Consider the following 26,204-nt stretch of genomic DNA (forward strand, 5'->3'; position numbering starts at 1 on the left):
CGAGAGACCGAATCAATATCGTACAAAAGCAAACGTTAATTTCCTCAAAAGAAAGCGCTTTATTCCTTCGTTATACTGAAGCTGCAACTTACCAATAGGGGGAATGAACAATGAAAAGAGCGCTTTTCTTGCTGCTTGCGCTAACCATGGTCATCACACTGATCTCCGCTTGCAGCTCGGGGAATAAAGGAATTGGCGAGAAGCCTGCGCCGACCCAAACCGCCGGCAATGATGAAGTGACTGCGGCTCCGAAAAAGGTGGAGCTGAAAGTATTTATGACCTTTCCGCGGTTCAAGGATCAATTCGAACAATATTTCGACCAGTTCAAGGAGAAGCAGCTGGCGGAAAAAAATATCGACGTCACAATTCAATTGGAGATGCCGAACGCCGATCAGGCGAAGCAAATCCTGCAATCCCGGTTGTCCTCAGGCGATGCGCCGGATTTGTTCACGCTCCATGCCAACGACATTCCGACGTATTATGATGCCGGCTATATTGCAGATTTGACGGGGCAGCCGTTCGTGGGCAAGCTGTATGAAGCAGTTGCCGAGACGGTGAAGTATGACGGCAAGGTCGCAGCGCTTCCGATGGAAAGCCTGTCGTGGGGGTATTTGTATAATAAGACGATCTTCAGAGACAACGGAATTACACCTCCGCAGACGCTGGATGAGATGAAGGCTGCTGCCGAGAAGCTGCAAGCGGCAGGCGTCAAGCCATTCCTGCTGGCGTTCCAGGAATCCTGGATTCCGCAGCTGATGATGGCGCTCTCCCTTGGCGGCACGGTGTCCGCGTCACATCCTGACTGGATTGAGAAGATGAATGGGGGCGAAGCATCCTATGCCGATGTCCGCTCGGTATTCGATATCATCGATCTTATCATGGCGAACGGCTCCGACAAGCCCTTCGAGACGGGTAATGAAGCGGGCTCCGCTGATTTTGCGAATGGCAAGGCGGCGATGTGGGTGCAAGGGCCATGGAATGCAGAGACTATTCTGAAAGTGAATCCGGATATGGAATTTGGGGTAGCTCCTCTGCCGGTCAGCAACGAAGCTTCTGATACAATGATTAATTTGGCGACTTCGACTTCTCTTGCCTTGTCTCCGACAAGCGCGAACAAAGAGGTCGCACAGGACCTGCTGAACTACATGCTTGACGACAAGGATTCCTCGGCACTGTTCGAGGAGCTCAAGTTCAATCCGATCTCAACGGTTCATACGTACGAGGTGTTCCCGTGGGTGAACGAAGCAAGCGAATATGTCTCCCAAGGCAAAGCTTATCTCGATCTCAAGCTGCCTAATGGCGTGACGGACGAGACGGCGAAGCAGCTGCAAAGCTATTATGTGAAGGATGCTACGCAGGATGATGTCATAGCTGCGCTCGACAAAGTGTGGCAGACGGCCGTGAAGACCAAGTGATGAATGAATCGCTAAGCAGAGTGGCCAGATTGGAGAGAGCCTTATGACATCAAGAATATGGAAGAAACACGTGATGCTGCTCGTATTCGTGCTGCCGGCGCTTGTTTTCTATGCTGCCTTTACCCTTGCCCCCGCATTCGGGGGCCTGTGGTACAGCTTGACGGATTGGAACGGGCTGAATCCGTCCTATGAGTTCGTCGGCTTGTCCAATTATGAAGAGGCGATGGGCGACCGGTATTTTTTGAAATCGCTTTGGTTTACGGTGAAATTCGTCGTGTATATGCTCGTGCTTCAGAACCTGCTGGCTATATTGCTTGCTGTGCTGGTGGAGTCGCTGGGCAGAGGCAAAGTGTGGTTCCGTACGATCTTTTTTATGCCGAACATGCTTAGCCTCATTATTGGCGGATTTATGTGGATGTTCATCTTCACAAGAGTCTTTCCCTATTTGGCGGAAAAGTCGGGGTGGATGCTGCTGGATCAGTCGTGGATCGGCGATCCTCAGTATTCCTTCTTTGCGATACTGGCCTTATCCCTATGGGGCGGCGTCGGCTACTTGATGGTCATCTATATTGCGGCGCTTCAGGGCGTGCCGAAGCCGCTCAAGGAAGCGGCTTCGATCGACGGAGCGGGCGCTTTTCATATCTTTCGCCATGTGACGCTGCCGATGATCTACCCGGCGCTGACGATCGGCGTCTTCCTGACGCTGAACAACTCGTTCAAGGTGTTCGATTCGGTATATGCATTGACGGGCGGCGGCCCTGGACGTACTACACAGGTTATCGCCATCAATATATATGAGGAAGCCTTCAGCTTCAGCAATCGCTACGGCTATGCCAGCGCCAAGGCGATGATTCTGTTCGGCATTGTACTTGTTATCACCATTACTCAGCTTGCAATTATGAAGCGGCGGGAGGTGAGAGCATGAAGAGTGGTCAATCTCATGCGGCAGCCGTTAAGAGGAGCGGGGAAGCGATGGGAGCGCTGCATGGCAGCAAGCCGTCAACGTCTCCCGGAACGGAGGATACTCGGCAAATTGGCAGACGACGGCTGGGTAAAGCAACGGTGTGGTTGTTTCTCATAGTTGCCTCCGTGATTACGTTGTTTCCGATCTATATGGCGCTGCTGAATTCGGTGAAGACGCAAGGAGAGATGCTGACGAATATATTGGCCTGGCCCGCGCTGCCGGAGTTCGGCAACTACGCAGACGCTTTTCATAAAACCCGTTATTGGCGCAGTTTGGGTAATACCTTCGTGGTCGTAGTAGTAGGGCTGACGGGCATCGTGCTGTTCTCCTCAATGGCGGGCTACAAGCTGTCGCGGACGCCGGGGAAGCTGAGCGGCTTTCTGTTCGGGTTGTTCATTATGTCGACCTTAATTCCGTTTCACTCCATTATGATCACGCTTGTGACGATCAGCAAGGAGCTTCGTCTCCAAGGCTCGACAGCGGGTCTCGGCCTGTTGTACATCGGCCTTGGCGTTGCGATGGCTATCTTTCTGTACCACGGCTTCGTCAAGTCGGTGCCTAGAGAGCTGGATGAAGCGGCCGTTATGGACGGCTGCGGGGAGTTTCGGCTGTTTTTCACCGTCATTCTGCCTCTGCTTATGCCGATTACGGCGACGATTGCGATACTCAACACGCTATGGATGTGGAACGACTTTCTGCTTCCGCTGTTGGTGCTGACAGATTACAAGAGCTATACGCTGCTGCTGTCTACGAACATGCTGTTCGGCGAGTACAATAATGACTGGTCCGCAATATTAGCGTCGCTGGTGCTGGCTATGCTGCCGGTCATTGTCTTATATCTTGCGCTCCAGAAGTATATCTTGCACGGCATTGCCGAAGGGGCGATCAAAGCTTAGTTGGTCATAGGAATCGATTCGCAAAGATAGATAGAGAAGCTTCAAGAGGGCTCATGACGACAGGAGGGAAACAGATTGACACGTAATCAAACTCGGGAAGTAACGGGATTTGTGCGAGCTGACGGACAGGTGCTTCGCAACGGGGCTGGGGAAGAGTTTATTTTTCGCGGTGTTGGATTCGGCAGCTGGCTGCTGCCGGAGGGGTATATGTGGAAGTTCCCTAAGGAGTGGGATCGTCCCCGCCGGATTGAAGGCATGATCGAGCGGCTGGTAGGCAAGGAGAAGGCGGAGCAGTTCTGGTCTTCCTACTATTATCGCTATATCGCCGAAGAGGATATTGCGAGAATTGCGGACGAAGGCTTTAACTCCGTTCGGCTTCCGATCAATAGCCGGTTCCTATTGGCTGACGATTCGGTGGTAACGTCTGGCGGCTTGACCGCTTACCGGGAGGATCGGCTGGTTCTGTTGGATCGTATGATCGACTGGTGCAGAATGTACGGCTTGTATGTCATCTTGGATCTGCACGGCGCTCCCGGCGGACAGACCGGGGCTAATATCGATGATTCAGAATTTGACCGTCCTGATCTGTTCACAGATGAGCGTCATTGGCGGCAAACGGTAGATATGTGGCGCATGCTGGCAAGCAGGTATCGGGACGACTGGATCATTGCCGGCTACGATCTGCTCAATGAGCCGCTTCCGGAATGGTTCTCTACTTACAACGATAAAGTAATGCCGCTCTACCGTGAGATTGTACGGGCGATCCGCGAGGTGGACCAGCGGCATATGATTATATTGGAGGGCGTGCATTGGTCGACGGATTGGTCCATCTTCGAGGATGCGTTCGGGGATAACCCGATTGACGACAATGTACTTCTGCAATTCCACAAGTATTGGAACAATCCCGATACGGAGAGCATCGCCCAGTACCTGGAGCTTCGCAGCAAGTGGAATGTGCCGATCTTCATGGGCGAAGGCGGCGAGAACAACAAGGATTGGTATACAGGCGCGTTCCAACTGTTCGAGGATCACCATATCTCATGGAATTTCTGGACATGGAAGAAGCTGGACACGACGAACTCGCCTTGCTCCATCCCCAAGCCGGAGGGCTGGGAGCTGCTGGTCGATTATTTGCAGGGTGGCAAGCAGCCGGATGCGATTACGGCGGAACGCATCTTATGGGACTATCTGAATTTGATGAAGCTGGTCCATTGCGATTATCTTCCGGAAGTGGTCCAGGCGCTCTTGCGCCGCGCTCCGGTTCGAATTCCGGCTGTTTTCTACGGCTACAAGGGCGAAGGCGTCAGCTATGGATTCGGTCATCCCGGTACGAACAGGGCGCAGGATACTGCATCTCCTACAGGGTTCCGTGCGGGAGACCGTACGAATATCCGGTTTGTAGACAGCGCGCGTAAGGCCGCTACCTTCGCGCATGGAGGCGGCGAGGAATGGGAGCCGGATCAGTGGTTATGCCTGGAGCTCGCGGAGGGCGATTGGTTCAGCTATGACTTCATCGGCGATGACAACGATCCGGGCGCTGAGTTGACCCTGCTGTTGAAGCTGCAGGCAGCGGGCGAAGACGGGGAGCTGGAGCTAGCACTGGATGGTCAGCCGGCTGGTCATCTGAAGGTGACGGCGGGTGACTGGCATGCTTCGGACCTAAACGCTTTGGGCGCTGTAAGGCCCGGCGAGCATACGATCACGTTGCGATGCATTGGCGGATCGCTGCGGGTGAAGTGGCTGCTGCTGGAGAAGAAGGGGCAATAAGAGCGGGTATGAAGCATTGCAGCCAGGATGCAACGTCCGGCTTATGACGACACGATACAAGAGGGCAGCCTATTGGCTGCCCTCTTGTGCGTTCCCTTTCTGATATTGGCTTGGCGTCATGCCGGTCCACTTCTTAAAGGTGGAGCTGAAGTGCCGCTCCTCCCCGTAGCCGACCAGCTTGGCGACCGCATAAATCTTGTAATGCTCGCGAAGCAGCTCCTTAGCCCGCTCTACTCTGTACTGATGCAGGTAATCGAGGAAGTTGACGCCAAGCTCCTGCTTGAACAGGGAGCTTAAGTAGGAGTTGCTGACGAACGTTTCCTTCGCGGCCAGCTCCAGGGTCAGGTTCGTATCGTATTTGGCTTTTATCAGCTCCAGCGTTGCTTGGACGGTACGGTGAAGCTGCTTCTGGTTCGATGATGTCTGAGCGATATTCTGTACGATTTTTTGTAAAATAACGGAGCAGTCATCCAGTGTCTCCATATTCGGTACGCTTTCGATCCAATTGATGGGATGATTATGCCACTCGATCGTTCCGGCAAGACGTTCCTTCGCGATGCGCTGCAAGTCCATGACGATGCCGCTGACGCGCCATATAATTTCCGGACGGGAGTAGGTTGTTCTTTCCTTGAGATAAGCGATTGCCGCGTCAATGGCGTCAACAGCGCCTCCGTACTGGCTAACCTGAAGATGGGAAAGCAGCTCTCTCTGAATTCGCTCCAGGAATGGATCTTCCATAATGGATATCTCGCCGGAGCGCTCGCCCTTCAGATCATTGAAGAGGAAGATGCCGCCCTTGCCCTGATAAAATCTTGCCTCCATCGCTTTGCTTGCTTCCTCGTAGGCTGATTTGGCATCGTTGACGGAGGGCTGGACGGAGCTGAGCGAGAGGCTGACTGTCAGGCTGAGATAGCTCTCCAGATTTTGCTTCAGCAGCCGTAATCCCTCCATATGGGAGGCATCCGTATGATTGCCGGAGCCGTTCGCCATCCAGAGCAGCTCATCGCCGTGACGAAACACTTCAAGCTTGCCGTCAAAGTGGGGACGAAGCGTCTCGTCGGTAATATTTAGAATGGCGTAGCGCATCAGCTCCAGATCCCGGTTGCTTCGAATACCCGTACCTCTCTCGCCCGCGTCAATCTCAATACGCCCGACGATGATCGGCTCGGGCTGAAGCGACAGATTAAGCTCGCGCATGGACACACCACGCTCCTCCAGCGGCATGAGCGGCTGCTGAATCCATTGAGACAGGATCCCGTTCTTCAGCAGCTGGATACTGCGGTTCCAGGTACGGCTGAGCTCAGAGAACTTGCGGCCTCTATGTTCAGCCGTCTCGATCTTCTTTTTCACGTCCAGAACGACGCGCAGGATGTCATGCGGCATGCAGGGCTTTACCAAATAATCGGATACGCCGAGAGTGATCGCCTCCTTCGCGTAGTCGAATTCGTTGTAGCCGGTCAGCAGAATGGAGTGGAAGGACATGCCCGCATCCTTGGCTGCGCGTATGAGGTCAAGCCCGTTCATGAACGGCATGCGGATATCGGTCAGCAGCAGGTCTGCTCCTGCCTCGTGCATCAAGTCAAGCGCCTGCCGGCCGTTTTCGGCTTCGCCGACAATTTCAATATCATATAATTTCCAATCAATAGATCCGACAATGCCCTCGCGGAAAAACTGCTCATCCTCGGCAACGATCATTTTAAGCGTCATGGCCAGAATCCCCCTCTTTGATTCGAACTTGGATGCGAGTGCCGATGCCTTCCCTGCTCTCGATCTCGAAGATGGCTTCCTTATAGAACAAGGCCAGCCTCTCCCGGATATTGGCGATTGCCATGCCGGACCTTGATCCTTCGCTTGGCAGCTTGGCAGACAGAGGAGCGCCGGAGGCGTTCAGCCGCTGAACCAGCTCGCTTGGCATGCCTGGACCGTTGTCCGTTACCTCCAGCACGATCCAGCCTTCCTCCCGGCTGGCCCGAATGAAGATATTGCCCGTACCCTCCGCCTGTTCGATGGAATAGATGATCGCATTTTCCACCAGCGGCTGTAGCAGCAGCTTCGGCATGCGGAAATGCCTCAGCGACGGCTCCATCTCAATCTCGAAGTACAGTCTGGTCGGGTAGCGTTTTTTCTGGAGATACAGGTAATGACGCACGAGCTCTACCTCTTGCTCCAGCTCGACAAATTCATTGCCGCTGTTCAGGCTGAGGCGGAATACCTGGGAGAGCGAGACGACCATCTCGGATATTTCCTTATCGCCCTTCTGCAAGGCGCTCCAGTTGATCATATTCAAGGTGTTGTACAAGAAATGCGGATTGATTTGGGATTGCAGCGCCTTCAGCTCTGCTTCCCGCTGCTTCAGGCTGGATGCATAGACATCGTCAATGAGTACTTTGATCCGCCCGACCATGGAGTTATACAAGTAGCCGAGCCTTCCGAATTCGTCGTTGCCCTCGATGTCGACCCGCTGCGAGAAGTCGCCAATCTGGAGGGCCTTCATGGAGTGCATCAGTTTTTTCATCGGATTCGTAATGATTTTGGCGATGATCCATGACATTAAGATGGCGATAAGGCAGACGGCAATCGTGATGGAAATCGTTGCGGAACCGATGTTTTTCAATTCTGCGACCAGCTTGCTGCGGTCCTGTATAACCACGGAATGCCAGCCGGTGATGCTGGAGACGGCATCCGAGACGATCAGATCCTCCCTTTGCTTCAGCTTATCCAGCGTCTCCGCGGGGGTGGACAATTCGATCGTACCCTCCAGCGCATAGATCGGAAGTTCGTTGACAGATAAGCCGATCCACGCTACATTGGTGGCGGCGAGCACGGTGCCGTCGTCATTCATGATGAACTGGGTCGCATCCTTGGCCTCGTGGAACAGGCTGCGGCTGAGCTTGTCGGCGTCCATGCCGACGACCAGCAAGCCGCTAGGCTGATAGCGATAGTTTTTGTACGGTTTAATGTAGACAAGCTTATGATGATAATCGCCAGGCAATACGTTATCCTCGGGGCGAAGCATATCCCAGAGCTGGTTGCCGGGGGAGGAACGCAGCCTCTCATAATAAGGCGTTTCTTTGAACCGGTCATAACTGATAGCGCTTGCAATTCCCGTCTGTGTAATGACGAAGGGGCTGCTTGCCGAGCTGTCGTTCTTCACCGCATACAGGATGAGCGACTGAATCGTCTCGCCCGTTACCATAAGCGGGAGCAGGCTCTTGAACACCAGATCGCGCCGGTAAGGCGTGTCTCCATTCAAGACCATCTCCTGCACGGATGCGTTCAGGAAGAGATAGTTCGTGAAGCTGACGGAATTTTGGGCAAAATGGTCCAGTTGATCCTTTGTCTTCACCGCCATGTTCAGCTGGGCTTGGCGAATCTTGTCGACAACCTCTCGGGAAGCAATGGAATACGAATAATAACCCGTCACGCCGACCGTTACAATCAGCAGCGGAACGACGAGCGCCAGCAGCTTCCGCTGCAGGGGCATATGGCGAAAGAAAGGGGCGAGCTTGCTCAACCGGGATCACCTGCTGTCATCATAATTAGGAATAGAAAGTGGCTTTGTGTAGATCGCGCAATCGATTGGATAATTCGTACAATCAGTATAGCAAGAATTGGGTGACCAGAGGCATGTTTTCACTTATGATCAAAAAAATGACGCAGTTCTTCTAAAATATGAAGCATATTTTTGTCGAATTCATTCGGGCTATAATGAGTGCAGAACAGGACAACAGCTTGTTCAACAATAGAAAAGGTGGGGTATCCATGAAAAAATGGCTTACGATTTGTGCGGCTATCATTCTAGTCTTCACGATGGCGGCATGCGGCAACAAAAATACGAATAACGGGAATAACCCGACGAATTCGCCTTCGAATGCGCCTGAGACGACTCCGTCCGCAGATAACGGGACTACGGAGCCTATTACGCTGAAGTTCTTCTCGGCGCTTGCTGACCGTTCCAACGGCATGGGCAAAATCGAGCAAGCGATCATTGATTCTTATATGCAAGAAAATCCGAATGTGAAGATCGAAGTAGAAGCGCTCCAAGACGAGCCTTACAAAGCAAAGGCGAAAGTATACGCGTCCACAGAGTCGCTGCCTGACATCATTCAGGCATGGGGACAGCCTTCCTTCATCAAACCGCTGATCGACAGCGGAATGCTGCTTGAGCTGAACCCGGCTGACTTCGAATCCAGCGGCTTCATCGCCGGCTCGACGGACGGCTTCTCGCAAGACGGCAAGCTGTATGGCCTGCCGCGCAATACCGACTTCCTGGTGCTTTACTACAACAAAAAAATGTTCGATGACAACGGCATTGCCGTACCGACTACGGTAACCGATCTCGTAGAAGTATCCAAGCAATTCCGCGCGAAAGGCATTAACCCGATTACGACGAATGCGATGGAGGGCTGGTCCCTTCCAATCTGGTTCGAATACGCTCAACAGCGTACTAGCGGCGACTTCAACAAAATTGACGCAGTTCTGAACGGCGAAGGCACATTCTCTGGCGATGCAGACTTCCTGGCTGCGACGCAGTCCATCCTTGATCTGGCTGATGCGAAAGCATTCGCAGACGGCTTCCTGACAGCTGACTACGGCACTTCCCGCAACCTGTTCGGCCAAGGCCAAGCGGCTATGTATGTGATGGGCAACTGGGAAGCAGGTTTGGCGACAGACGAGAACTTCCCTGCTGAATTCCGCGACAATGTAGGCGCGATCTCCTACCCGACATCCGACAAAGGCAAAGCCAGCGATCTGGCAGCATGGTTCGGCGGCGGTTATTCGATCTCGAAGAGCACGAAGCATCCGGAGGAAGCGGTTAAGTTCATGCAATACTTCTTCAAGCCTGAGAACTGGGCGAAGCAGCTGTGGCAGACTGGCTCCGGCACGCCTGCACAGAAATTCGATGAGTTCCTGACTGGCGAAGAGTCTGCACTCCAAAAAGGTCTGGTAGACGTATTCGGCTCGACAACCTCCGCATCCAATACGCCGTTCCATGATCTTGGCACGGACGAATACAAAACAAAGGTGATGGAAGCTCATCAGAAGCTGTTCGGCAAGTCGATTTCTCCAGAAGACTTCTTGAAAGAGCTTGATGCAGCGGTTGCGCTATTGCCATAACGTTCAATGAAGCAACCGGGAGCAGTGGAATTCTTTCGCTGCTCCCGTTTTTCAAACACAAGGGTCAAGTAAAGAAAAAGCGAAGCCGGGAGGCGGAGAGAACATGCATAAGCTGTTAAGTAATCGAAGAACGATCTTCGCGCTGGTTGCGCCGGGATTATTCCTGTTTTTATTCATGGTGTGCTTTCCTATTATAATGAGTGCCTATTACGGCATGACGGATTGGCGGGGGATTGGCTCTTACCAATTCGTAGGCCTTGATAATTATATGAAGATTCTGTTCGATGACCCCGTATTCTGGCGGTCGCTCATGAATGCGCTGCTGCTGCTCGCGGCGACGCTGCTGCTGCAACATCCGATTGCTCTGTTATTCTCGATATTCGTCACGAATGCGGGCAGGTACGAGAAGCTGTTCCGCACGATCTTCTTTATTCCAGCGGTTATCTCCATCGTCGTTACGTCCAAGATGTGGGTCAGTGTATTCCATCCCAACTATGGCGTGCTGAATAAATTACTGACTGCCGTCGGACTTGAAAGCTGGAAGCAGGATTGGCTTGGCGATCCCAACATTGCGATTTGGTGCGTGATCTTCGTCATTATGTGGCAAGGCTTCGGTTATGCGCTTCTGCTCTACTATGCCGGTCTTCAAGGTATTCCGAAGGATCTCTATGAAGCCGCGGAGCTGGACGGCGCTGGCCGGTTCAAGCTGTATACGAAGGTAGTCATTCCGCTTCTGAGACCAATGGTTCGCGTAGCAGTCGTTATTGCGGTGACGGCCTGTCTTAAGCAGATGGAGACCATCTTCCTCATGACGAACGGCGGACCGATCAATACGACGCAATTCGTCGGCAACTATCTCTATAAAACGGCGTTTACATCTTCCCTGTACGGCTATGGCAATGCGATCTCGGTTATCTTCGTCATCGTCTGTCTGATCATTACTGTCGTTATGAACCGCGCATTCAAAAAAGACGTAGGCGAATTTTAAGGGAGGAGATCGTAACCATGGTAAGAAAAATAACTCTGCATACGCTGTTGTGGGTCGTTGCGCTGCTCCAGCTATTCCCGCTCATCTGGCTTATTAACTATTCGTTTCTGAAAAGCGGAGACTTCTTCGGCAGCAGCATTCTGAAGTGGCCGGAGAAGCTGGAATGGTCCAATTATATCAATGCGTTCACATACGGAAGCGTACCGAAGTTTCTGTGGAACAGCGCGTTTATTACGACAGCGGCTATCCTTGTGGCTGCCGTATTGTCCCTGATGCTCAGCTATGCGTTCACGCGCATGGAGTGGAAGCTGCGGGGAGTCACGATGGCGTTCATCATGCTGGGCATGATCGTACCGATTCATGCGACGCTGCTGCCTAACTTTATCCTGTTCAACTGGATCGATCTGCTCGACAATCCGCTGTCGCTCATCCTGCCATATATCGCATTCTCCTTGCCGATCAGCATGCTGATTATTTCGGGCTTCCTGGAGACGATTCCGAAGAGCATCGAGGAATCGGCGGTGATGGACGGCTGTTCCGTCTACGGCGTCATCTTCCGCATTATTATGCCGATGACGAAGCCTGCGCTGGCAACTGCCTGCATTATGAACTTCATCAGCTGGTGGAATGAATTCATTATGGCGAACACGTTCCTGACTTCAGAGAAGTTCAAGACGCTGCCGTTCTCCATCATGAAGTTTGCCGGGCAATATTCATCCAACTACGGCGCGCAGTTCGCCGTTATGACGATGATTGCTTTGCCTACTGTCATTATCTACCTGATGTTCACAGAACAAATGTCGCGCGGCATTACGGCAGGCGCGGTGAAGGGCTAATAGCTGCTTTGCAAGCAATAAAAAGTGCTTGTATATCGAACTCATAAATCTATGGCATTAAATTGTTAACCGACAATTTAATGCCATTTTTTATCTAAAAAATCAGGGTGAACAAGAGCGTTGATTTACGATACTTTTCGTTGAAACCGGGAGTAGTTTCGCCTATTTCATCCTTTTACAATAAAGGTAACTTAGCTGGCGGGAGGAAGTGCAGGATGCAAAGAGAGACGATAGCTTCGGCGGCGACAAGCGCTGCCGTCTCCCACAAGGAGAAGCCTTTATGGAAGCGCTTCATTATGCAGTGGCAAGTGCATGTCATGATTTTTCCGGCGTTAATCCTTATATTGATTTTCAACTATTTTCCGATGTACGGCGTGCTTATGGCTTTCCAGGATTACAACCTGTTCGGAGGATTTTTCGGCAGCAAGTGGGCGGGGATGAAGCATTTTGAAGCCTTCTTCAACTCGCCGGATTTCTTCCGGGTTATGCGCAATACGATTGTTATCAGCTTGCTCAAGCTATGTATCGGATTTCCTGCTCCTATTCTCCTCGCCCTTATGCTCAATGAGGTCAGGAATATGGTGTTCAAGCGGGTGATCCAGACGATCAGTTATTTGCCCCACTTTCTGTCATGGGTCATTGTCTCCGGGTTCGTTATTTCGTTGCTGTCGGTTGATAACGGAAGCCTGAATATGCTGCTTGGCAAGCTTGGATTGATAGACAAGCCGATCAATTTTCTCTCCTTGCCGGAATACTTCTGGGCGATCATCGTTACGACGAATGTGTGGAAGGAAGTTGGCTTTGCGACCATCGTCTATCTGGCGGCGATCGCCGGCGTTGATCAAAGCATGTACGAGGCCGCTTCAATCGACGGCGCAAGCAAGCTGAAGCAAATCTTTCTGATCACTTTTCCATCGATCATGCCGGTCATTATCATCTTCTTGATCTTGAATATCGGCAGCCTGCTGAATGCGGGATTCGATGACCTGCTCCTGCTAGGCAACAGTGCGATGCTTAGGGATGTCGCGGATGTTATCGACACCTACGCGTACCGGGTCGGCATCATCAATAACCGCTTCTCTTATGCGGCAGCGGTCGGATTGTTCAAGGCCGTCATTAGCGTAGGGCTTCTGACCTTAGCCAATTTCCTAGCCAGAAGGGCGGGCACAAGCTTATGGTAATGCGGGCGACACTTAGAGGGAAAGCGGTGAAGACAGCATGAAGCTTAGCGCAGGGGACAAGACGCTGCATGTCGGGATCTATATCTTTCTGGTCATTCTGGGTTTTCTGACGCTGTATCCGTTCTGGAACTCGGCAGTTATCTCCTTCAATCTGGGGCTGGATACAGCCAAGGGCGGCATTACGTTCTGGCCGAGACAATTTACGTTCGATAACTACTTGATCGTCTTCCAGGACACGCGGATCGTGCAAGCCTTCTACGTATCGGTCCTAAGGACGCTGGCAGGCACCTTCCTGTCCATCCTGTTCACATCGGTGTTCGCGTACGGCATGTCGATCAAGGGCATCGTGTTCAAAAAGTTCTATATGGTGTTCGCCGTCATTACGATGTACTTCAGCGGAGGGCTCATTCCCTTCTATCTCGTCAATCGCGAGCTGGGGCTGATGAATACCTTCTGGGTCATGGTCATTCCAACGGTCATCAGCGTGTATAACATGATCATCTTCAGAACGTTCTTTATGGGATTGCCGAACGGACTCGAAGAGTCGGCTCGCATAGACGGCTGCAGCACCTTTGGGGTTTACTTCCGAATCGTATTGCCGCTCTCAGGGCCTGTTATCGCAACGCTATCCTTGTTCACAGCGGTCTATCATTGGAACGATTGGTTTACGGCTACGATCTTTATTAACAAGACGGAGCTGTTCCCGATCCAGACGATGCTTCAGCAGATATTGAACTCCAACATTATGACGGAGCAGTTGTCGATGGCAACCAAAGGCAATGCTGCAGCGGCGGATGCCATGAGCCGTATGCAGAGCGTAACGACCAAGTCGCTTACGATGGCGACGATGATGGTAGCGACGCTGCCGATCATCCTGGTGTATCCTTTCGTCCAGCGCTTCTTCGTCAAAGGTGTGCTGATCGGTTCGTTGAAAGAATAGCCTGAGAGCGTTATTCGACTCAGCCGCGAGGCGGAGATGAATATAGATTGAAAATCATTAGGGGAGGCTTATCTGGATGAAGAAGTCAAAGAAACTGCTGTCCGGCGTATTCACGCTGGCGCTGGCAGGAGCGTTAGCCCTGAGCGGCTGCGCGGGTAAGAATGCGCCGGCTGCGACACCCGGAACCAACACGGGCGGGGATAAAGGGAATCAAACAGATCAGAAGAGCGACGGCTTCCAATTCGGCGACACACCATTCAACTTTACGTATTATGTCAATTACGATTGGTGGACAACTGAGCCTTGGGGCGCCAGCCCGAACAGCAAGTGGGTGCAGGATAATCTGCATGTGACGGTCGAGCCAATTCAGTCCGGCGGAGCTGCTGCCCAGAAGCTTAGCACGATGATCGCATCCAAAGAATTGCCTGACGCTATGATGATGGACCGCGGTCCCGATGTGGAGCGGCTTCGCCAGGCAGGCGCGCTTGTGCCGCTTGATGACTTTATCGACAAGTACCCGAATTTGAAGAAATGGGCTGGCGAAGAGACATTGAACATGCTGAGATCGCCAGACGGCAAAATCTATCAGTTCCCGAATTGGTTTACAGCTGCGCCGACAGGCAATGACGGCTGGTTCGTCAATAAGAAGATTTACGAGGAGCTTGGCAGACCGAAGCTGGAGACGTTCGACGATCTCCATGCCTATCTGAAAAAAGTCCAGGAGACGCATCCTGATTTGATTCCGTTGGAAGTCGGACGAGAAGGCCAAGGCGTTGAGGTCATGTTCGCCGGGTTCGCGAATGACCACCCAAGCCAATTCAGTTATATGAAAGCTTTTACACAAGGCGATAAGCTGGTCACAATCTACGACAATGATGCTTACAAGGAAACAATGACCTTCGCAAGCCAGCTGTTCCGCGAGGGATTAATTACGCAAGATGCGCTTACGCAGAAGGAAGATCAAGTCAAGGAAAAGCTGGCAACAGGCAGAGTGGCCGTATTTGTCGGCGGCAACGCAACGAATCTCGGGCGTGAAGGCCATAATGCGCTTAGAAGCTCCGATCCGACAGCAGGCTATGAGTTTATCTGGCCGCTGGCGAAGCCGGGCGTAGACAAAAACAAAATCTATCCGAACGGTTATAATGCGCTCGGCTGGAACGTCAACGTTATCACGACAAACGCAGAAAATCCGGAGGCGATCTTCGCTTATCTGGATTGGATGACGGGTGAAGAAGGACAGCGAATCATGTTCTTTGGACCTCCGGGATCGTACTGGGATGAAGTGGATGGAGAAGGCGCGCCGGTTCCGAACGATAAGTGGTTCTCCACGCCGCAGGAAGAGAAGGACAAGGAGAAGCTGGAAGCTTACGTATGGGCTGGCAATGCGACATATGTCGATACGACCAAGTCCAAGATCGAAGCGAACCTGCCGGAAGAGCAGCGCAACTGGGGTGCGGTTGCCCAGCTCAACGTCGCTTGGAAGACATCGCATAACAATACGCAATTCAACAATATTGATCCGGCTCCGGATACGGATGAAGGCGTTATCCTGCAGCAGGTCAACGATATTGCGAAGGAATACTTCGGCAAGATGCTGTTCGCCAAAAACGACAGCGAGGTGCTGAGCCTGATTGAATCCGCGAAGAAGGAAACGAACAGCCTTGGCTACGACAAGGTGCTCGACTTCAGAACGAACGTATGGCAAGAGAACCTTGCCAAGATGAGCGGCAAATAAAGACAGTTCGGCCCATAGCAAGAGGATATACGGCGACGTATATCCTCTTCTTGGGCTTTTCTGTCCCATTTCAGACCGAAAGGGGGGGCGTGCATGTACAGAGTTGTGCTGGTAGATGATGAGGAGCTGGAGCTGACCGGCATTCAGAAGCTGGTGCCGTGGAAGGAGCTCCATATGGAAGTGAAAGCGGCCTGTCCGGACGGCTTCTCCGCTTTGCATTACTTGGAGGAGAACGAAGCCGATATTCTGGTGTCGGATATTCGTATGCCGATCATGTCGGGCCTGGAGCTGGCGAGCAAGGCTCAGCGGCTGCATCCCCATCTGAGGATTCTGTTCATCAGCGGATACGAAGACTTTCAGTACGCCAAGCAAGCGTTATCGATGAAGGCGAGCGGTTATGTCCTCAAGCCGATAAATGATGACGAGCTGATGGGTGCGCTCCAATCGGTCCGCTCCGATCTGGACGGGGCGAATCGGCAGCAGCAGCGGGAGCAGTCCATTCAGCAGTCAATGGTGTATTTGAAAAACGAGCTGCTGGAGCGATGCCTGGAAGGGACGCCGGACCGGGACGCAGTCATTGAGCTGATGGCCCAGTTCCGTCTCGGCGTGCAGGTTGGGCCTCTGAGAGCGGCGATTATTGAGATTGAGGATATGGATTGGCGTACGGAGAGACAATCTTCGGAAGCGGCTCATGGGGAGCTGCTGGGCGCGCTCACCTCGCTATGCTCAAGGAACGGGATGGAGATGTTCTGCCGCCTGTCTTCGCGGCGGCTTGCTGTCGTGATGGAGGAGTCGCATACCTTCGCTACCTTGGAACGGATGATGGAGGAGCTGTCAGCCAGTCACCATGCGACCTTGACGATTGGATTAGGCCAGGCAGTAGACGAGCTGGAGCGGCTTCATCTGTCTTATGAAGAAGCAAGCAAGGCGCTTGCCATGAAGATGTTCCAGGGGAAAGGGAAGATCATTGCGTATTCTTCGACCAAGGAAGAAGCGCAGGATAGCGCGCTCAATATTGAGGCGACGGTGGACGACTTGTTCGCCGCGATGACGCAATATGAGCTGGTCCGGATCGTCGATTGCATGGAAGAGCTGTTCCAGCAGGTCAAAAATATTAAAAACCCGTCGGCAGTCCGCAACTATTCCTTTTTTGTCATCAGCCGTCTGGATGCTTATTTGAACAGCTTGAATGAAAGCTTATTATCCATGACCGGACAAAACGGCTTTGCGCTCGACAAGCTGTTCGACTTCGAGACAATCGATGATATCCACTCCTGGCTGCGGCGCAAAATCTTCGAGCTGTCGGAGCAGCTTCACAATAAAAGGCAGCGAAAAAACGTCAAGCTGATCGGTCAAATCCAGAGCTATATCGACCAGCGGCTAGGAGAGAGCATCTCGCTAAAGGAGGTCGCGCAGGCCTTTTCGTTTTCTCCGAATTATTTGGGCCACTTATTCAAGGAGGAGACTGGAGAGCTGTTCAGCGATTATTTGATGCGGGGACGCATGGAGCTTGCCAAGCGGCTGCTGGCTGATACCGGGATGAAGGTGTATGAAGTGGCCGACCAGGTAGGCTCCGGCACGTTGGCCCACTTCGGCAAGCAATTCAAGGACTATACCGGCATGACGCCAGGCGAATACCGGAAGCATCTCTAACATCTATGCGCGAGGAGGCATATGCCGTGAAGAAGAAGCCGATGCTGCCGTTCGGATATAAACTAATGGTCTCCTACTTGATGATGGCGCTGATCCCCGTCATGATCATCGGGTATTATGCCTATACGACTTCAGTGAAGTCGATTAGGGAGCAGGCGGCTTCCTCCATAGAGGGCACGCTGCAGCAGACAAAGGAAAATGTGCTGTATCGGTTCCAGCTGCTCAGCCGCACATCGGATCAAATCTATTGGGACTACGCGCTGCAAGAGGATTTGAGATTAAGAAACAATGGCTGGGCCATCTACAACACGACGATTAAATCCATCGAGCCAAAGCTGCAAAATGCGGTCAATCTGACGCCGCATCAAGCGCTGCTGCGGTTCTATATCAGCAATGAAGAGTTCCCGGAAATGTATGCGCTGCATATGCCGGGCGCCGATCCGCTGCAACGTATGGAAACGTTCGAGCTGCTCCATTTGAACCGGATTAAGGACAAATATTGGTACAAGACGCTGCCAAGCGTAGATGATGGAGAGATTGATCAGTCCCAATATTGGATGCAGGTAGAAGAGGATCGCATCGTAGGCAATCTATCGTTGATGAGACGCGTATATGACTATCAAAATCGCAATCAGATTGGCTTCATCCGGGTAGTGACCAAAATCAATCAGCTGCTGAGCGGCGTCCATTACGAGAAGCTTGGCGAGAATAGCGCCGTCATTGTGCTCGACGAGTGGAACGAAGTGATCTATGCCTCGGCGCCTACCAAGCAAGACTATCCGCTACTGAATAAGTGGAACTCGGATTGGGAGAGAGGCAACCTGTCCATCCGCCAGCAGCTCCCGGATATTGAATGGACGCTGGTCGCTCTCGTCCCGGACGAGCAATTGGAGAAGCAGATCGGCAAAGTAAAGCTGATGACGATTCTGATCTGCATTGGCAGTTTCATCATGTTAGCGGTGATCAGTCTGGTAGTGTCGAAGTTTCTCACCGTGCGCATATCCAAAATCATTCAATCGCTTAACGCGTTCCGGGAAGGCCGCTTCAACAAGCGGATCCAATATAGCGGCAACGACGAATTCTATTATATCGCCGAGGCATTCAACGAGATGGGCGGTTATATCAATACGCTGATTAAGGAAGTGTATGTGGTGCAAATGGAAAAGAAAGGTGCGGAGCTGAAGGCGCTTCAGGCGCAGATTAATCCGCACTTCCTGTACAACACGTTGTCCTCCATCAGCAGGCTAGGCAAGTTAGGCGAGATCGGCAAGCTTGACCAGATGGTGATGGGTCTTGCGAAGTTCTATCGACTGACACTGAATAACGGCAAATTTATTATTCCGGCTCAGCTGGAGATTGAGCAGGCACAAGCTTATATTGCGATCCAGCAGATCAAATATGGCAGCCGTCTGGACGTGTTGTTCGACATTAGCGCTGAAGTGTACGGCTATCGAACCGTGAAGCTGATCTTGCAGCCCTTTATCGAAAATGTGTTGGAGCACGCTCTCTACCAGCCTCGTATCCATATCAAGGTATGCGCCTATGTGGAGCAGGGCCGTCTGGTATTCCTGGTCGTCGATGATGGCATCGGAATGAAGCCGGAGAAGGTAAGCAGCATTTGGTCCGATGACGATACCCGTATTGGATACGGCATCCGCAACGTCGACGACCGGATCAAGCTGCATTACGGACAGCAATACGGCGTTACGATTGGAAGTGTATACGGCGGAGGCACGTCGGTCCGTATTACGGTTCCGCTGAGCAGGCAAGACGAGACGGCTTGAAATACGTCCGACCTTCCTTCATGATGAAAGAAAGATATCGGGAAATGGAGGAAGGCGCAATGGATGAAATTAGAGGATTGGGCACGCGGGAAGAGCATGCGCGGTTAATTCTGGACAGTTATTGGCGCATGACGGGGAAAGAGCTGCTTCAGCTTAGTCCGGGAGAAGATGAGGCGAAAGCCATCGAGGAATCGTCGATCGTTATTCTGTCCCATGGTACGGAGGCGGACCCTGTGCTGAACTATGGCAACTGCATGGCCTTGCAGCTATGGGAGATGGATTGGGAGACGTTCACCAGCACGCCGTCCCGCTTGACCGCCGAGCCGTTGGAGCGGGAAGAGCGGGCGCGGTTCATGAGTCGGGTGACGGCTGATGGTTATGTAGACGAATACACGGGCGTTCGGATATCCAGCACCGGCAAGCGGTTCTATATCGTGAGTGCTACCGTATGGAACTTGATAGACGGAGACGGTACATATAGAGGACAAGCTGCCGCATTCTCCGATTACCGGCGGTTGTAGGAGGCTGCGATGAGCATACAGATTGGACTTGCAGGCTGGGGAGATCATGACTCCCTGTACCCGGAAGGCACGAAGCCGGGTGAGAAGCTGAATGTATACGGCAGCCACTTTCCGGTTGTAGAGGTAGACAGCACCTTCTATGCCATACAGCCGCAGGAGCGCTTCACTGCATGGGTAAACGGGACGCCCGAGACTCTTCGGTTCGTGGTCAAGGCGTACCAAGGCATGACAGGCCATCAGCGCGGGCCGGCGGCTGCGAAGGATGATCCCGACGAGATGGCCGAAGCCTTCCGCCGGATGCTTGTGCCGGCGCTGGATAGTGGCAGGCTGACAGCGGCGCTGTTCCAGTATCCGCCTTGGTTCGATTGCATCAGCGCTAACGTGAAGCAATTAAGGGAGATGAAGCGCAGAATGGAGGGCATTCCATGTGCGCTGGAGTTTCGGCATCAGAGCTGGTTCGAGGCGGGGATTAAGGAGCGGACGCTTGAATTCATGCGGGAGGAAGGCTGGATTCACAGCATCTGCGACGAGCCTCAGGCAGGCATTGGCAGCATCCCGACCATACTGGAGGCGACGGATAAGGACACGTCTATCGTCCGATTCCATGGCCGCAACGCGGCGAACTGGAACAATGGCGGCGGCCCCAACTGGCGGGAAGTGCGCTATCTGTACAACTATTCTGACGCGGAGCTGTCGGAGTGGCGGGACAAGCTGGAGAGCCTGCTTGCGCAGAGCCGTGACATCGCGGTCATCTTCAACAACAACTCCGGCGGACATGCCGCAGGCAACGCCAAAACCATGATGACCATGCTGGGACAGAAGAGACCGGACGGAAGGGAGCCATTCTACTCCCCTCCGCCCGGGCCGGAGCAGTTGGAACTTTTTTGACGCAATATCTGTTTAAATGAAATGGTTTTTGAAATATTGCATCAGAGCTTGAATTATCGTAACTGTAGCGTATCTTGTTACTGAACTGTGCAGTCGCAGACAAGCGGAGCGCGGGAATGTTCTGGAGAAATGGAGTGTTCGCCTTTGTAGACGGATTCTTACCCTGTGAGGGTTAAGGAAATCAAAAGAACCCGTCTACAACAGCGATCGGAAGAACATTCCCGCGCGCAGCGGCTGTGGCGACTAGCCATCCATTCATACGTTGGGCAGCCAGGCTGCAGTCCACTCCAAGACGATGATGGCGCTGTTGGACCAAAAAAACCGGGCGGAAGTGAGCCATATGACTCCCCTTCGCCCGGTCGCGAGCAGTTGAAACTGTTCTGACGCAGTAGCTGTTTGAATGAATTGGCTTGAAATGTCACATCAGAGCTTGACCTAGCGTATCTGTTACTAATCTGTACTGTCGAAGACTAGCGGAGCGCGGGAATGTTCTGGAGAAACGGAGTGTTCGCCTTTGTAGACGGATTCTTACCCTATGAGGGTTAAGGAAATCAAAAGAATCCGTCTACAACAGCGATCGGAAGAACAATCCCGCGCGCAGCGGCCATAGCGATCAGCAATCTATCAATTTAGCAGTCTAGCAATCAATACTTCAGCTTCAGCAATCCTCTCTCTCCTACAAAGGTAGAGGTATTAAACAACATCAGCGCATCGTCGATTCCGTTTTGCTCCATATAGTCGCCAATATTGCCGTTGTAGAACCGGATATCGATCATATGGATTTCCTTCACATGGTTCGTCAGGAACGGCAGCATGCTGTGCGCATAAGAGTCTTTCACGATCAGCAGCTTATCCAGATCGACCTGCTCAGGTGCGAGGTCAGAAGTTACGGTTATGAGGGCATGAACGCCGCCTTGGAAGTAGCCGTATTTGTCTTTCTTCGCCAGGTAGCTCTCATCGTAAAGGCTGTCCTTCGTCGTGTCCGTATCGGCAATATACATCTCCGAATGCACCTTGTTTTTCGGTTCGTACACCTCAATAGAGTCCGGCTTGGCCGATCCGAATTGCCCGCGCGTGTGATAGCTGCCGAGGAACGAATCCGTCACCGTGCGAATATGGAACTCGTCTTCCGTCATAGGCGTCCAGCCCATGTCTGAGGCATACGCTTTGTAAGCCAGATAGGCGCCGTACGAAGTCCAGTGATGATCCGTTTTATAAAAGAGCTCGCGGCTATCCTCCGAACGATTCTCCCCCTTAAAGAAGTCGAATCCATTCAGGAACGTCACCCCATTCCCGATCCGGTCCGCAATAAAGTCATGCACAATGCCTTGCGGGTATGCGGCAGCCTGCCACGGCAAGCGCTCCGGGTATACGCCTACTGAGTTCGGCGACAGCAACAGCTTCACGGCGGCATCGGGATGATTGGCTGCGAACTGCTTGATTGCGTCGGCATAGTCGCCAAGCATCTCGAAGTCCGGCTCGCCAAATTTTTCGAACAAATAACCGTCTTTTCCCAAGTAAATACCGTTGTTTTCTTTCTGAAGCCTCAGCTGCTCCATCATCGACTTGGTCTTTACCCAGTCGGAGCGGAACGGGAAGTGGTCGGTCACGAACAGCTCGGCGTCATCCGCGAATTGCTTCGACCAGAGCCGCTCCCAATTCAGCTTCGGCGCTTCCTGCAAATTCCGGTTCTCCGTCTCGGAGAACACCGACTTCGGCAGAAGGAAAAATAACGCGGACATGATGCCCAGCAGCGATACAAATCCCCAGGTATAAACCCGGTCCATAACTTTCTTCATAAACAGCGAACTCCCTCTCGGTTAGAACCGGAAATACAGAAACGGGTTAAAGGTTGCGTCTACCAAATAAGCGACTGATATCAGGAACAATATGCCATGCCAGACCAGTGCAACTGCGGGATGAAGCAGCGTACCGCCTGCCCGGATGCCTCGCGGCCTCTGCATCGATGCCACGATTAGCAATAGCAGCAGAATAGCGTTTGTGTAGAACAAATAGATCGTTTGCTGGTCCCAGAGCGGACTGCCATTCGCACCAAACATCGCGCCGAAGTAAGCGGTCATGTCCGGCAGCTTGTCAAAGGCGAAAAATACCCAGCCGATCAAAATCAAAAACAGCGCGTAACTGTGACGTATCCAACGAGGCAGCTTCGACAGCAGCTCCAGCGCAAACCATTTCTCGATCATCAGCACCAAGCCGAAATACAATCCCCAGAACAGGAAGTTCCAGCTGGCGCCATGCCAGATGCCTGTCAGCGCCCATACGATCAGGATGTTGCGAAGCTGGATCGACAGGCCGCGCCTGTTGCCGCCGAGCGGAATATAGACATATTCCCGGAACCAGGTGCCGAGCGAGATATGCCATCTCCGCCAGAAATCCGTAATGCTTTGCGCTGTGTACGGCTTGTTGAAGTTTTCGTTGAACCGAAAGCCGAACATCAGTCCAAGGCCGATCGCCATATCGGAATAACCGCTAAAGTCGAAATAGATCTGGAATGCAAAGGCGATCATGCCAAGCCATGCCGTGAGCACGGGCATCGTATTCAGATGTCCGGCCGAAATCTCATTCCACAGCATGCCGATATTGTTCGCCAGCAGCACCTTCTTCGCCAGGCCGATCGTGAACCGGCGCACGCCCTCCGCGAACATCTCGTTGTTCACGAACCGCTCGCGCAGCTGCTCCGCAATGGTGTTGTAGCGGACGATCGGTCCGGCTACCAGCTGCGGGAACAGGGCGACGAAGGTGGCGAAGTCCAGCCAGTTGCGCTGCGCCTTCGAGGTGCGTCGATAAACGTCAATGATGTAGGACATAGACTGGAACGTATAGAACGAGATGCCGATCGGAAGCGGAAGATCGGTCGGCGGGATGCTTGTGCCGAGAAGTGCGTTCACGTTCCCGATCAGGAAATCGGCATATTTGAAAAATCCGAGTACGCCCAGGTTCACAATAATGGATGCCGTCAGAATCCACTTTCTTGCCGCTTCGCTCTTCTTCTCTCCGTCCAGCAACAAGCCGAAGATATAATCCGTACATGTCGAGAACAGCATGAGCGCAATGTAGATCGGCTCGCCCCAAGCGTAGAAGATCAGGCTTGCGACGAGCAGAATGACATTGCGGATTCGCTTAGGGGAGAGATGATAGACGAGCAATACAGCTGGCAAAAAGATAAATAGAAATAACAGGCTGCTGAATACCATCTTCTTGTCCGGTTATTACTTCACGAGTGAATTGAATTCGGATACGATATCATCAGCCGATTCCGAAATGACGAACAGCACGTAGTCGCCTTTTTTCACAACTTGAAAGTTCTTGGCGTTCTCGTATTGGTCCTGCAGGTACGTCTCGAATTGCTTCTGCACGTCGGCAGCACGCTTCTTAACCGCTTCTTCCACTGTCGCGACATCTTTGGCATCCTTTACTTTCAGTACGGCTACCTCATTCGTCTTCACGTTCATAAGCGGCGACATAATGGCATAATCCGCAAGGATCGACGGGTCCAGGTGATACAGATCCTTCACCATGTCGCCTTCGATTGGGGCCAGAGCAGGCTGTTCCACTTTGTTCAAGATCGCATCTACGATTCCTTTGGCGGAATCCGCTTCCGCGCTGCCCGCGCCAGTGCCGTCTCCTTCTTCCTTGCCTTTATCCGCATCGTCTCCCGGATCGGTCTCTCCGCCCGAATTGGAACCTGCGTTGCTGCCGTCTTGCGACGTATTTGATCCGTTGCCGGCATTGACGTTTTTATCGGTATTGTTTCCGCTGCATGCAGTCAGGGCAACGCCCATAGCTACGACCATCAATAGTTGAAGTACTCTTTTTTTCATGTTATCCATCTCCTTGGTGTGTATCTCGTTTGTTTGTGAACTCACATTGGTACAAACGGTAGGCGTCATAATAATGTTGCACTCCGTATGCTGCTTGGGAATAACTGCTGAATGCCGCTTCATAGTAATGGCGCATCCGGCAGCCAGCGGCAAAAAAATTCGCCCAAATGAAAATAGGTATTCGATTTTCAGAGCAAACGATGATAAAATGCATAAAAGAGCTATTCCACGCGTTAAAGCGACGGCATGTAGGAGGAACGACAAATGGAGTACATCAGTACAAGAGGCAAGGTAGGCAAAATCGGATTCATTGATGCTTTTATGATGGGACTTGCTGATGACGGAGGCTTGCTGGTGCCAAGCGAAATCCCGCAGATTTCTGCGGAGACGCTGAAGGCATGGCAGGAGCTGAGCTATCAGGAGCTTGTCCTGGAGATTTTCTCGTATTACACGAACAACGAAATTCCGGAAGCGGACCTGAAGGCGATGGTAGAGGCAAGCTACTCTACGTTTCGCGATCCTGAAGTAACGCCGGTGCGCCGCCTTCATGACGGCTTGTACCTGCTGGAGCTGTTCCACGGTCCGACCTTCGCGTTCAAAGATATCGCGCTGCAATTTATGGGCCAGTTCTATTCCTATGTCGCAGCGAAGCAAGGCAAGAAAATTCATATTCTGGGCGCAACCTCCGGAGATACCGGGGCTTCAGCGATCCAAGGGGTGCGCGGCAAGGAAGGCATCAAGATCTGCATCCTGCATCCGAACGGCAAAGTGAGCAAGGTGCAGGAGCTTCAGATGACGACGGTTCAGGACGACAATGTGCTTAACCTGTCGGTTGAAGGCAACTTCGACGACTGCCAGCGGATGATTAAGGAGCTGTTCGCCGATCTGGACTACAAGTCGGCCAACCATCTGGCAGCGATCAACTCCATCAACTTTGTGCGCATTATGGCGCAGACCGTATATTACTTCTATGCGTACTTCCAAGTGGCGAAGGCGCAAGACGGAGAAATTGGCAAGGTAAACTTCAGCGTACCGACAGGCAACTTCGGCGACATCTTCGCTGGTTATCTTGCGAAGCGTATGGGCCTGCCGGTCGGCAAGCTGATTCTGGCGACCAACGAAAACAACATTCTGGAGCGCTTCATTCAGGAAGGCGTCTATATGCCAGGCGATTTCCGTGTGACATATAGCCCGTCTATGGATATTCAAGTAGCAAGCAACTTTGAGCGTTACTTGTATTATGTGCTTGGCGAAGATCCGGAGCAAATCGAGCGACTGATGGCGCAATTCAAGGCGGAAGGAGAAATCTCCATCTCCGAAGAAGCGCTGCGCAAGGTGCAGTCCGAGTTCGCCGCGCATGGCGTACTGGGCCAGGAGTGTCTGGACACGATTACCGATTACAAGACCAAATACGACTATCTGCTTGATCCGCATTCCGCTTGCGGCGTCGCAGCCGTTCAGAAATGCGCGGAGGAAGGCGAGATCAGCATCTCGCTTGCGACAGCTCACCCGGCAAAGTTCGATGAAGCGATCCGACTGTGCGGCATCGAGCAATCCTTCCCGCAAGAGATTTCTTCGTTGTTCGACAAGCCGCAGAAGCAAATTCAGGTGGACGGCAAGCTGGAAGAAATCGTGGAGCAATTGGAGAAGTTCTATAACGCATAATCGCAACAAAC

20 protein-coding genes are annotated in these 26,204 nt (G+C 52.4%); 15 read left to right on the forward strand and 5 right to left on the reverse strand.

All coding sequences use genetic code 11. The features are described from left to right. The first annotated feature begins 110 nt into the window (after nucleotides 1-110). From AC0YNW_RS11655 to AC0YNW_RS11670, 4 genes are all read left to right on the forward strand, one after another. Nucleotides 111-1,415 carry an ABC transporter substrate-binding protein gene (locus tag AC0YNW_RS11655; RefSeq protein ID WP_475832085.1) on the forward strand — a complete coding sequence of 435 codons (1,305 nt, stop codon included), beginning with the start codon at nucleotides 111-113 and terminating at the stop codon, nucleotides 1,413-1,415. A 43-nt stretch (nucleotides 1,416-1,458) separates the two neighbouring features. Then, nucleotides 1,459-2,340: a carbohydrate ABC transporter permease gene (locus AC0YNW_RS11660; protein ID WP_475832086.1), complete on the forward strand. Its 882-nt coding sequence runs from the start codon at nucleotides 1,459-1,461 to the stop codon at nucleotides 2,338-2,340. A gap of 107 nt (nucleotides 2,341-2,447) precedes the next feature. Then, a complete protein-coding gene (locus AC0YNW_RS11665) occupies nucleotides 2,448-3,275 on the forward strand; it encodes a carbohydrate ABC transporter permease (RefSeq protein ID WP_475832217.1) in 828 nt (275 codons plus the stop codon). Nucleotides 3,276-3,350: 75 nt separating this feature from the next. Continuing rightward, complete coding sequence (locus tag AC0YNW_RS11670; RefSeq protein WP_475832087.1) at nucleotides 3,351-5,042, forward strand: glycoside hydrolase family 5 protein; 1,692 nt, start codon at nucleotides 3,351-3,353, stop codon at nucleotides 5,040-5,042. A 69-nt stretch (nucleotides 5,043-5,111) separates the two neighbouring features. On the opposite strand, the gene AC0YNW_RS11675 is transcribed toward AC0YNW_RS11670, so the two are convergent. Continuing rightward, nucleotides 5,112-6,749: a helix-turn-helix domain-containing protein gene (locus AC0YNW_RS11675; protein ID WP_475832088.1), complete on the reverse strand. Its 1,638-nt coding sequence runs from the start codon at nucleotides 6,747-6,749 to the stop codon at nucleotides 5,112-5,114. Then, on the reverse strand, nucleotides 6,739-8,556 hold the full coding sequence (locus tag AC0YNW_RS11680) for a sensor histidine kinase (protein ID WP_475832089.1): 1,818 nt from the start codon (nucleotides 8,554-8,556) through the stop codon (nucleotides 6,739-6,741). The genes AC0YNW_RS11675 and AC0YNW_RS11680 overlap by 11 nt, the downstream gene beginning before the upstream one ends. A 248-nt stretch (nucleotides 8,557-8,804) precedes the next feature. Here AC0YNW_RS11680 and AC0YNW_RS11685 point away from each other — a divergent pair, with 248 nt between their 5' ends. The 10 genes from AC0YNW_RS11685 to AC0YNW_RS11730 all read left to right on the forward strand — a co-directional run bounded on the left by AC0YNW_RS11685 (nucleotide 8,805) and on the right by AC0YNW_RS11730 (nucleotide 20,686). Next, entirely contained in the window at nucleotides 8,805-10,160 is a 1,356-nt protein-coding gene (locus tag AC0YNW_RS11685; RefSeq protein ID WP_475832090.1) for an extracellular solute-binding protein, read from the forward strand. 103 nt (nucleotides 10,161-10,263) lie between these two features. Continuing rightward, nucleotides 10,264-11,148: a carbohydrate ABC transporter permease gene (locus tag AC0YNW_RS11690; protein WP_387469281.1), complete on the forward strand. Its 885-nt coding sequence runs from the start codon at nucleotides 10,264-10,266 to the stop codon at nucleotides 11,146-11,148. A gap of 17 nt (nucleotides 11,149-11,165) precedes the next feature. Then, nucleotides 11,166-11,984 (forward strand): carbohydrate ABC transporter permease, encoded by an 819-nt coding sequence (locus AC0YNW_RS11695; protein WP_387469279.1) that lies wholly within the window; start codon nucleotides 11,166-11,168, stop codon nucleotides 11,982-11,984. Nucleotides 11,985-12,199: 215 nt separating this feature from the next. Then, nucleotides 12,200-13,165, forward strand: a complete 966-nt coding sequence (locus AC0YNW_RS11700; RefSeq protein WP_475832091.1) for an ABC transporter permease — start codon at nucleotides 12,200-12,202, stop codon at nucleotides 13,163-13,165. 37 nt (nucleotides 13,166-13,202) lie between these two features. Continuing rightward, nucleotides 13,203-14,105 carry a carbohydrate ABC transporter permease gene (locus tag AC0YNW_RS11705; protein WP_387469275.1) on the forward strand — a complete coding sequence of 301 codons (903 nt, stop codon included), beginning with the start codon at nucleotides 13,203-13,205 and terminating at the stop codon, nucleotides 14,103-14,105. Nucleotides 14,106-14,181: 76 nt separating this feature from the next. Further along, a complete protein-coding gene (locus AC0YNW_RS11710) occupies nucleotides 14,182-15,840 on the forward strand; it encodes an extracellular solute-binding protein (protein WP_387469273.1) in 1,659 nt (552 codons plus the stop codon). A 93-nt stretch (nucleotides 15,841-15,933) separates the two neighbouring features. Beyond that, nucleotides 15,934-17,493, forward strand: a complete 1,560-nt coding sequence (locus AC0YNW_RS11715) for a response regulator (protein ID WP_475832092.1) — start codon at nucleotides 15,934-15,936, stop codon at nucleotides 17,491-17,493. Between the two features lie 26 nt (nucleotides 17,494-17,519). Further along, nucleotides 17,520-19,277, forward strand: coding sequence for a sensor histidine kinase (locus tag AC0YNW_RS11720; RefSeq protein ID WP_475832093.1), 1,758 nt, complete (start codon nucleotides 17,520-17,522; stop codon nucleotides 19,275-19,277). 59 nt (nucleotides 19,278-19,336) lie between these two features. After that, entirely contained in the window at nucleotides 19,337-19,798 is a 462-nt protein-coding gene (locus tag AC0YNW_RS11725; RefSeq protein ID WP_387469266.1) for an MEKHLA domain-containing protein, read from the forward strand. A gap of 9 nt (nucleotides 19,799-19,807) precedes the next feature. Continuing rightward, complete coding sequence (locus AC0YNW_RS11730) at nucleotides 19,808-20,686, forward strand: DUF72 domain-containing protein (RefSeq protein ID WP_475832094.1); 879 nt, start codon at nucleotides 19,808-19,810, stop codon at nucleotides 20,684-20,686. A 644-nt stretch (nucleotides 20,687-21,330) separates the two neighbouring features. Here the strand turns inward: AC0YNW_RS11730 and AC0YNW_RS11735 are convergent. From AC0YNW_RS11735 to AC0YNW_RS11745, 3 genes are read right to left on the reverse strand one after another with little or no spacing between them, the layout of a single operon-like run. Beyond that, on the reverse strand, nucleotides 21,331-22,485 hold the full coding sequence (locus AC0YNW_RS11735; RefSeq protein ID WP_475832095.1) for a DHHW family protein: 1,155 nt from the start codon (nucleotides 22,483-22,485) through the stop codon (nucleotides 21,331-21,333). Between the two features lie 21 nt (nucleotides 22,486-22,506). Beyond that, nucleotides 22,507-23,901, reverse strand: a complete 1,395-nt coding sequence (locus AC0YNW_RS11740; protein ID WP_475832096.1) for an MBOAT family O-acyltransferase — start codon at nucleotides 23,899-23,901, stop codon at nucleotides 22,507-22,509. 15 nt (nucleotides 23,902-23,916) lie between these two features. Then, nucleotides 23,917-24,528, reverse strand: a complete 612-nt coding sequence (locus tag AC0YNW_RS11745) for a DUF4358 domain-containing protein (RefSeq protein WP_475832097.1) — start codon at nucleotides 24,526-24,528, stop codon at nucleotides 23,917-23,919. 264 nt (nucleotides 24,529-24,792) lie between these two features. Here AC0YNW_RS11745 and thrC point away from each other — a divergent pair, with 264 nt between their 5' ends. Continuing rightward, complete coding sequence (thrC, locus tag AC0YNW_RS11750; protein ID WP_475832098.1) at nucleotides 24,793-26,193, forward strand: threonine synthase; 1,401 nt, start codon at nucleotides 24,793-24,795, stop codon at nucleotides 26,191-26,193. Nucleotides 26,194-26,204 lie beyond the last annotated feature (11 nt).

The sequence above is a fragment of the Paenibacillus sp. J31R120 genome, from assembly GCF_056269225.1.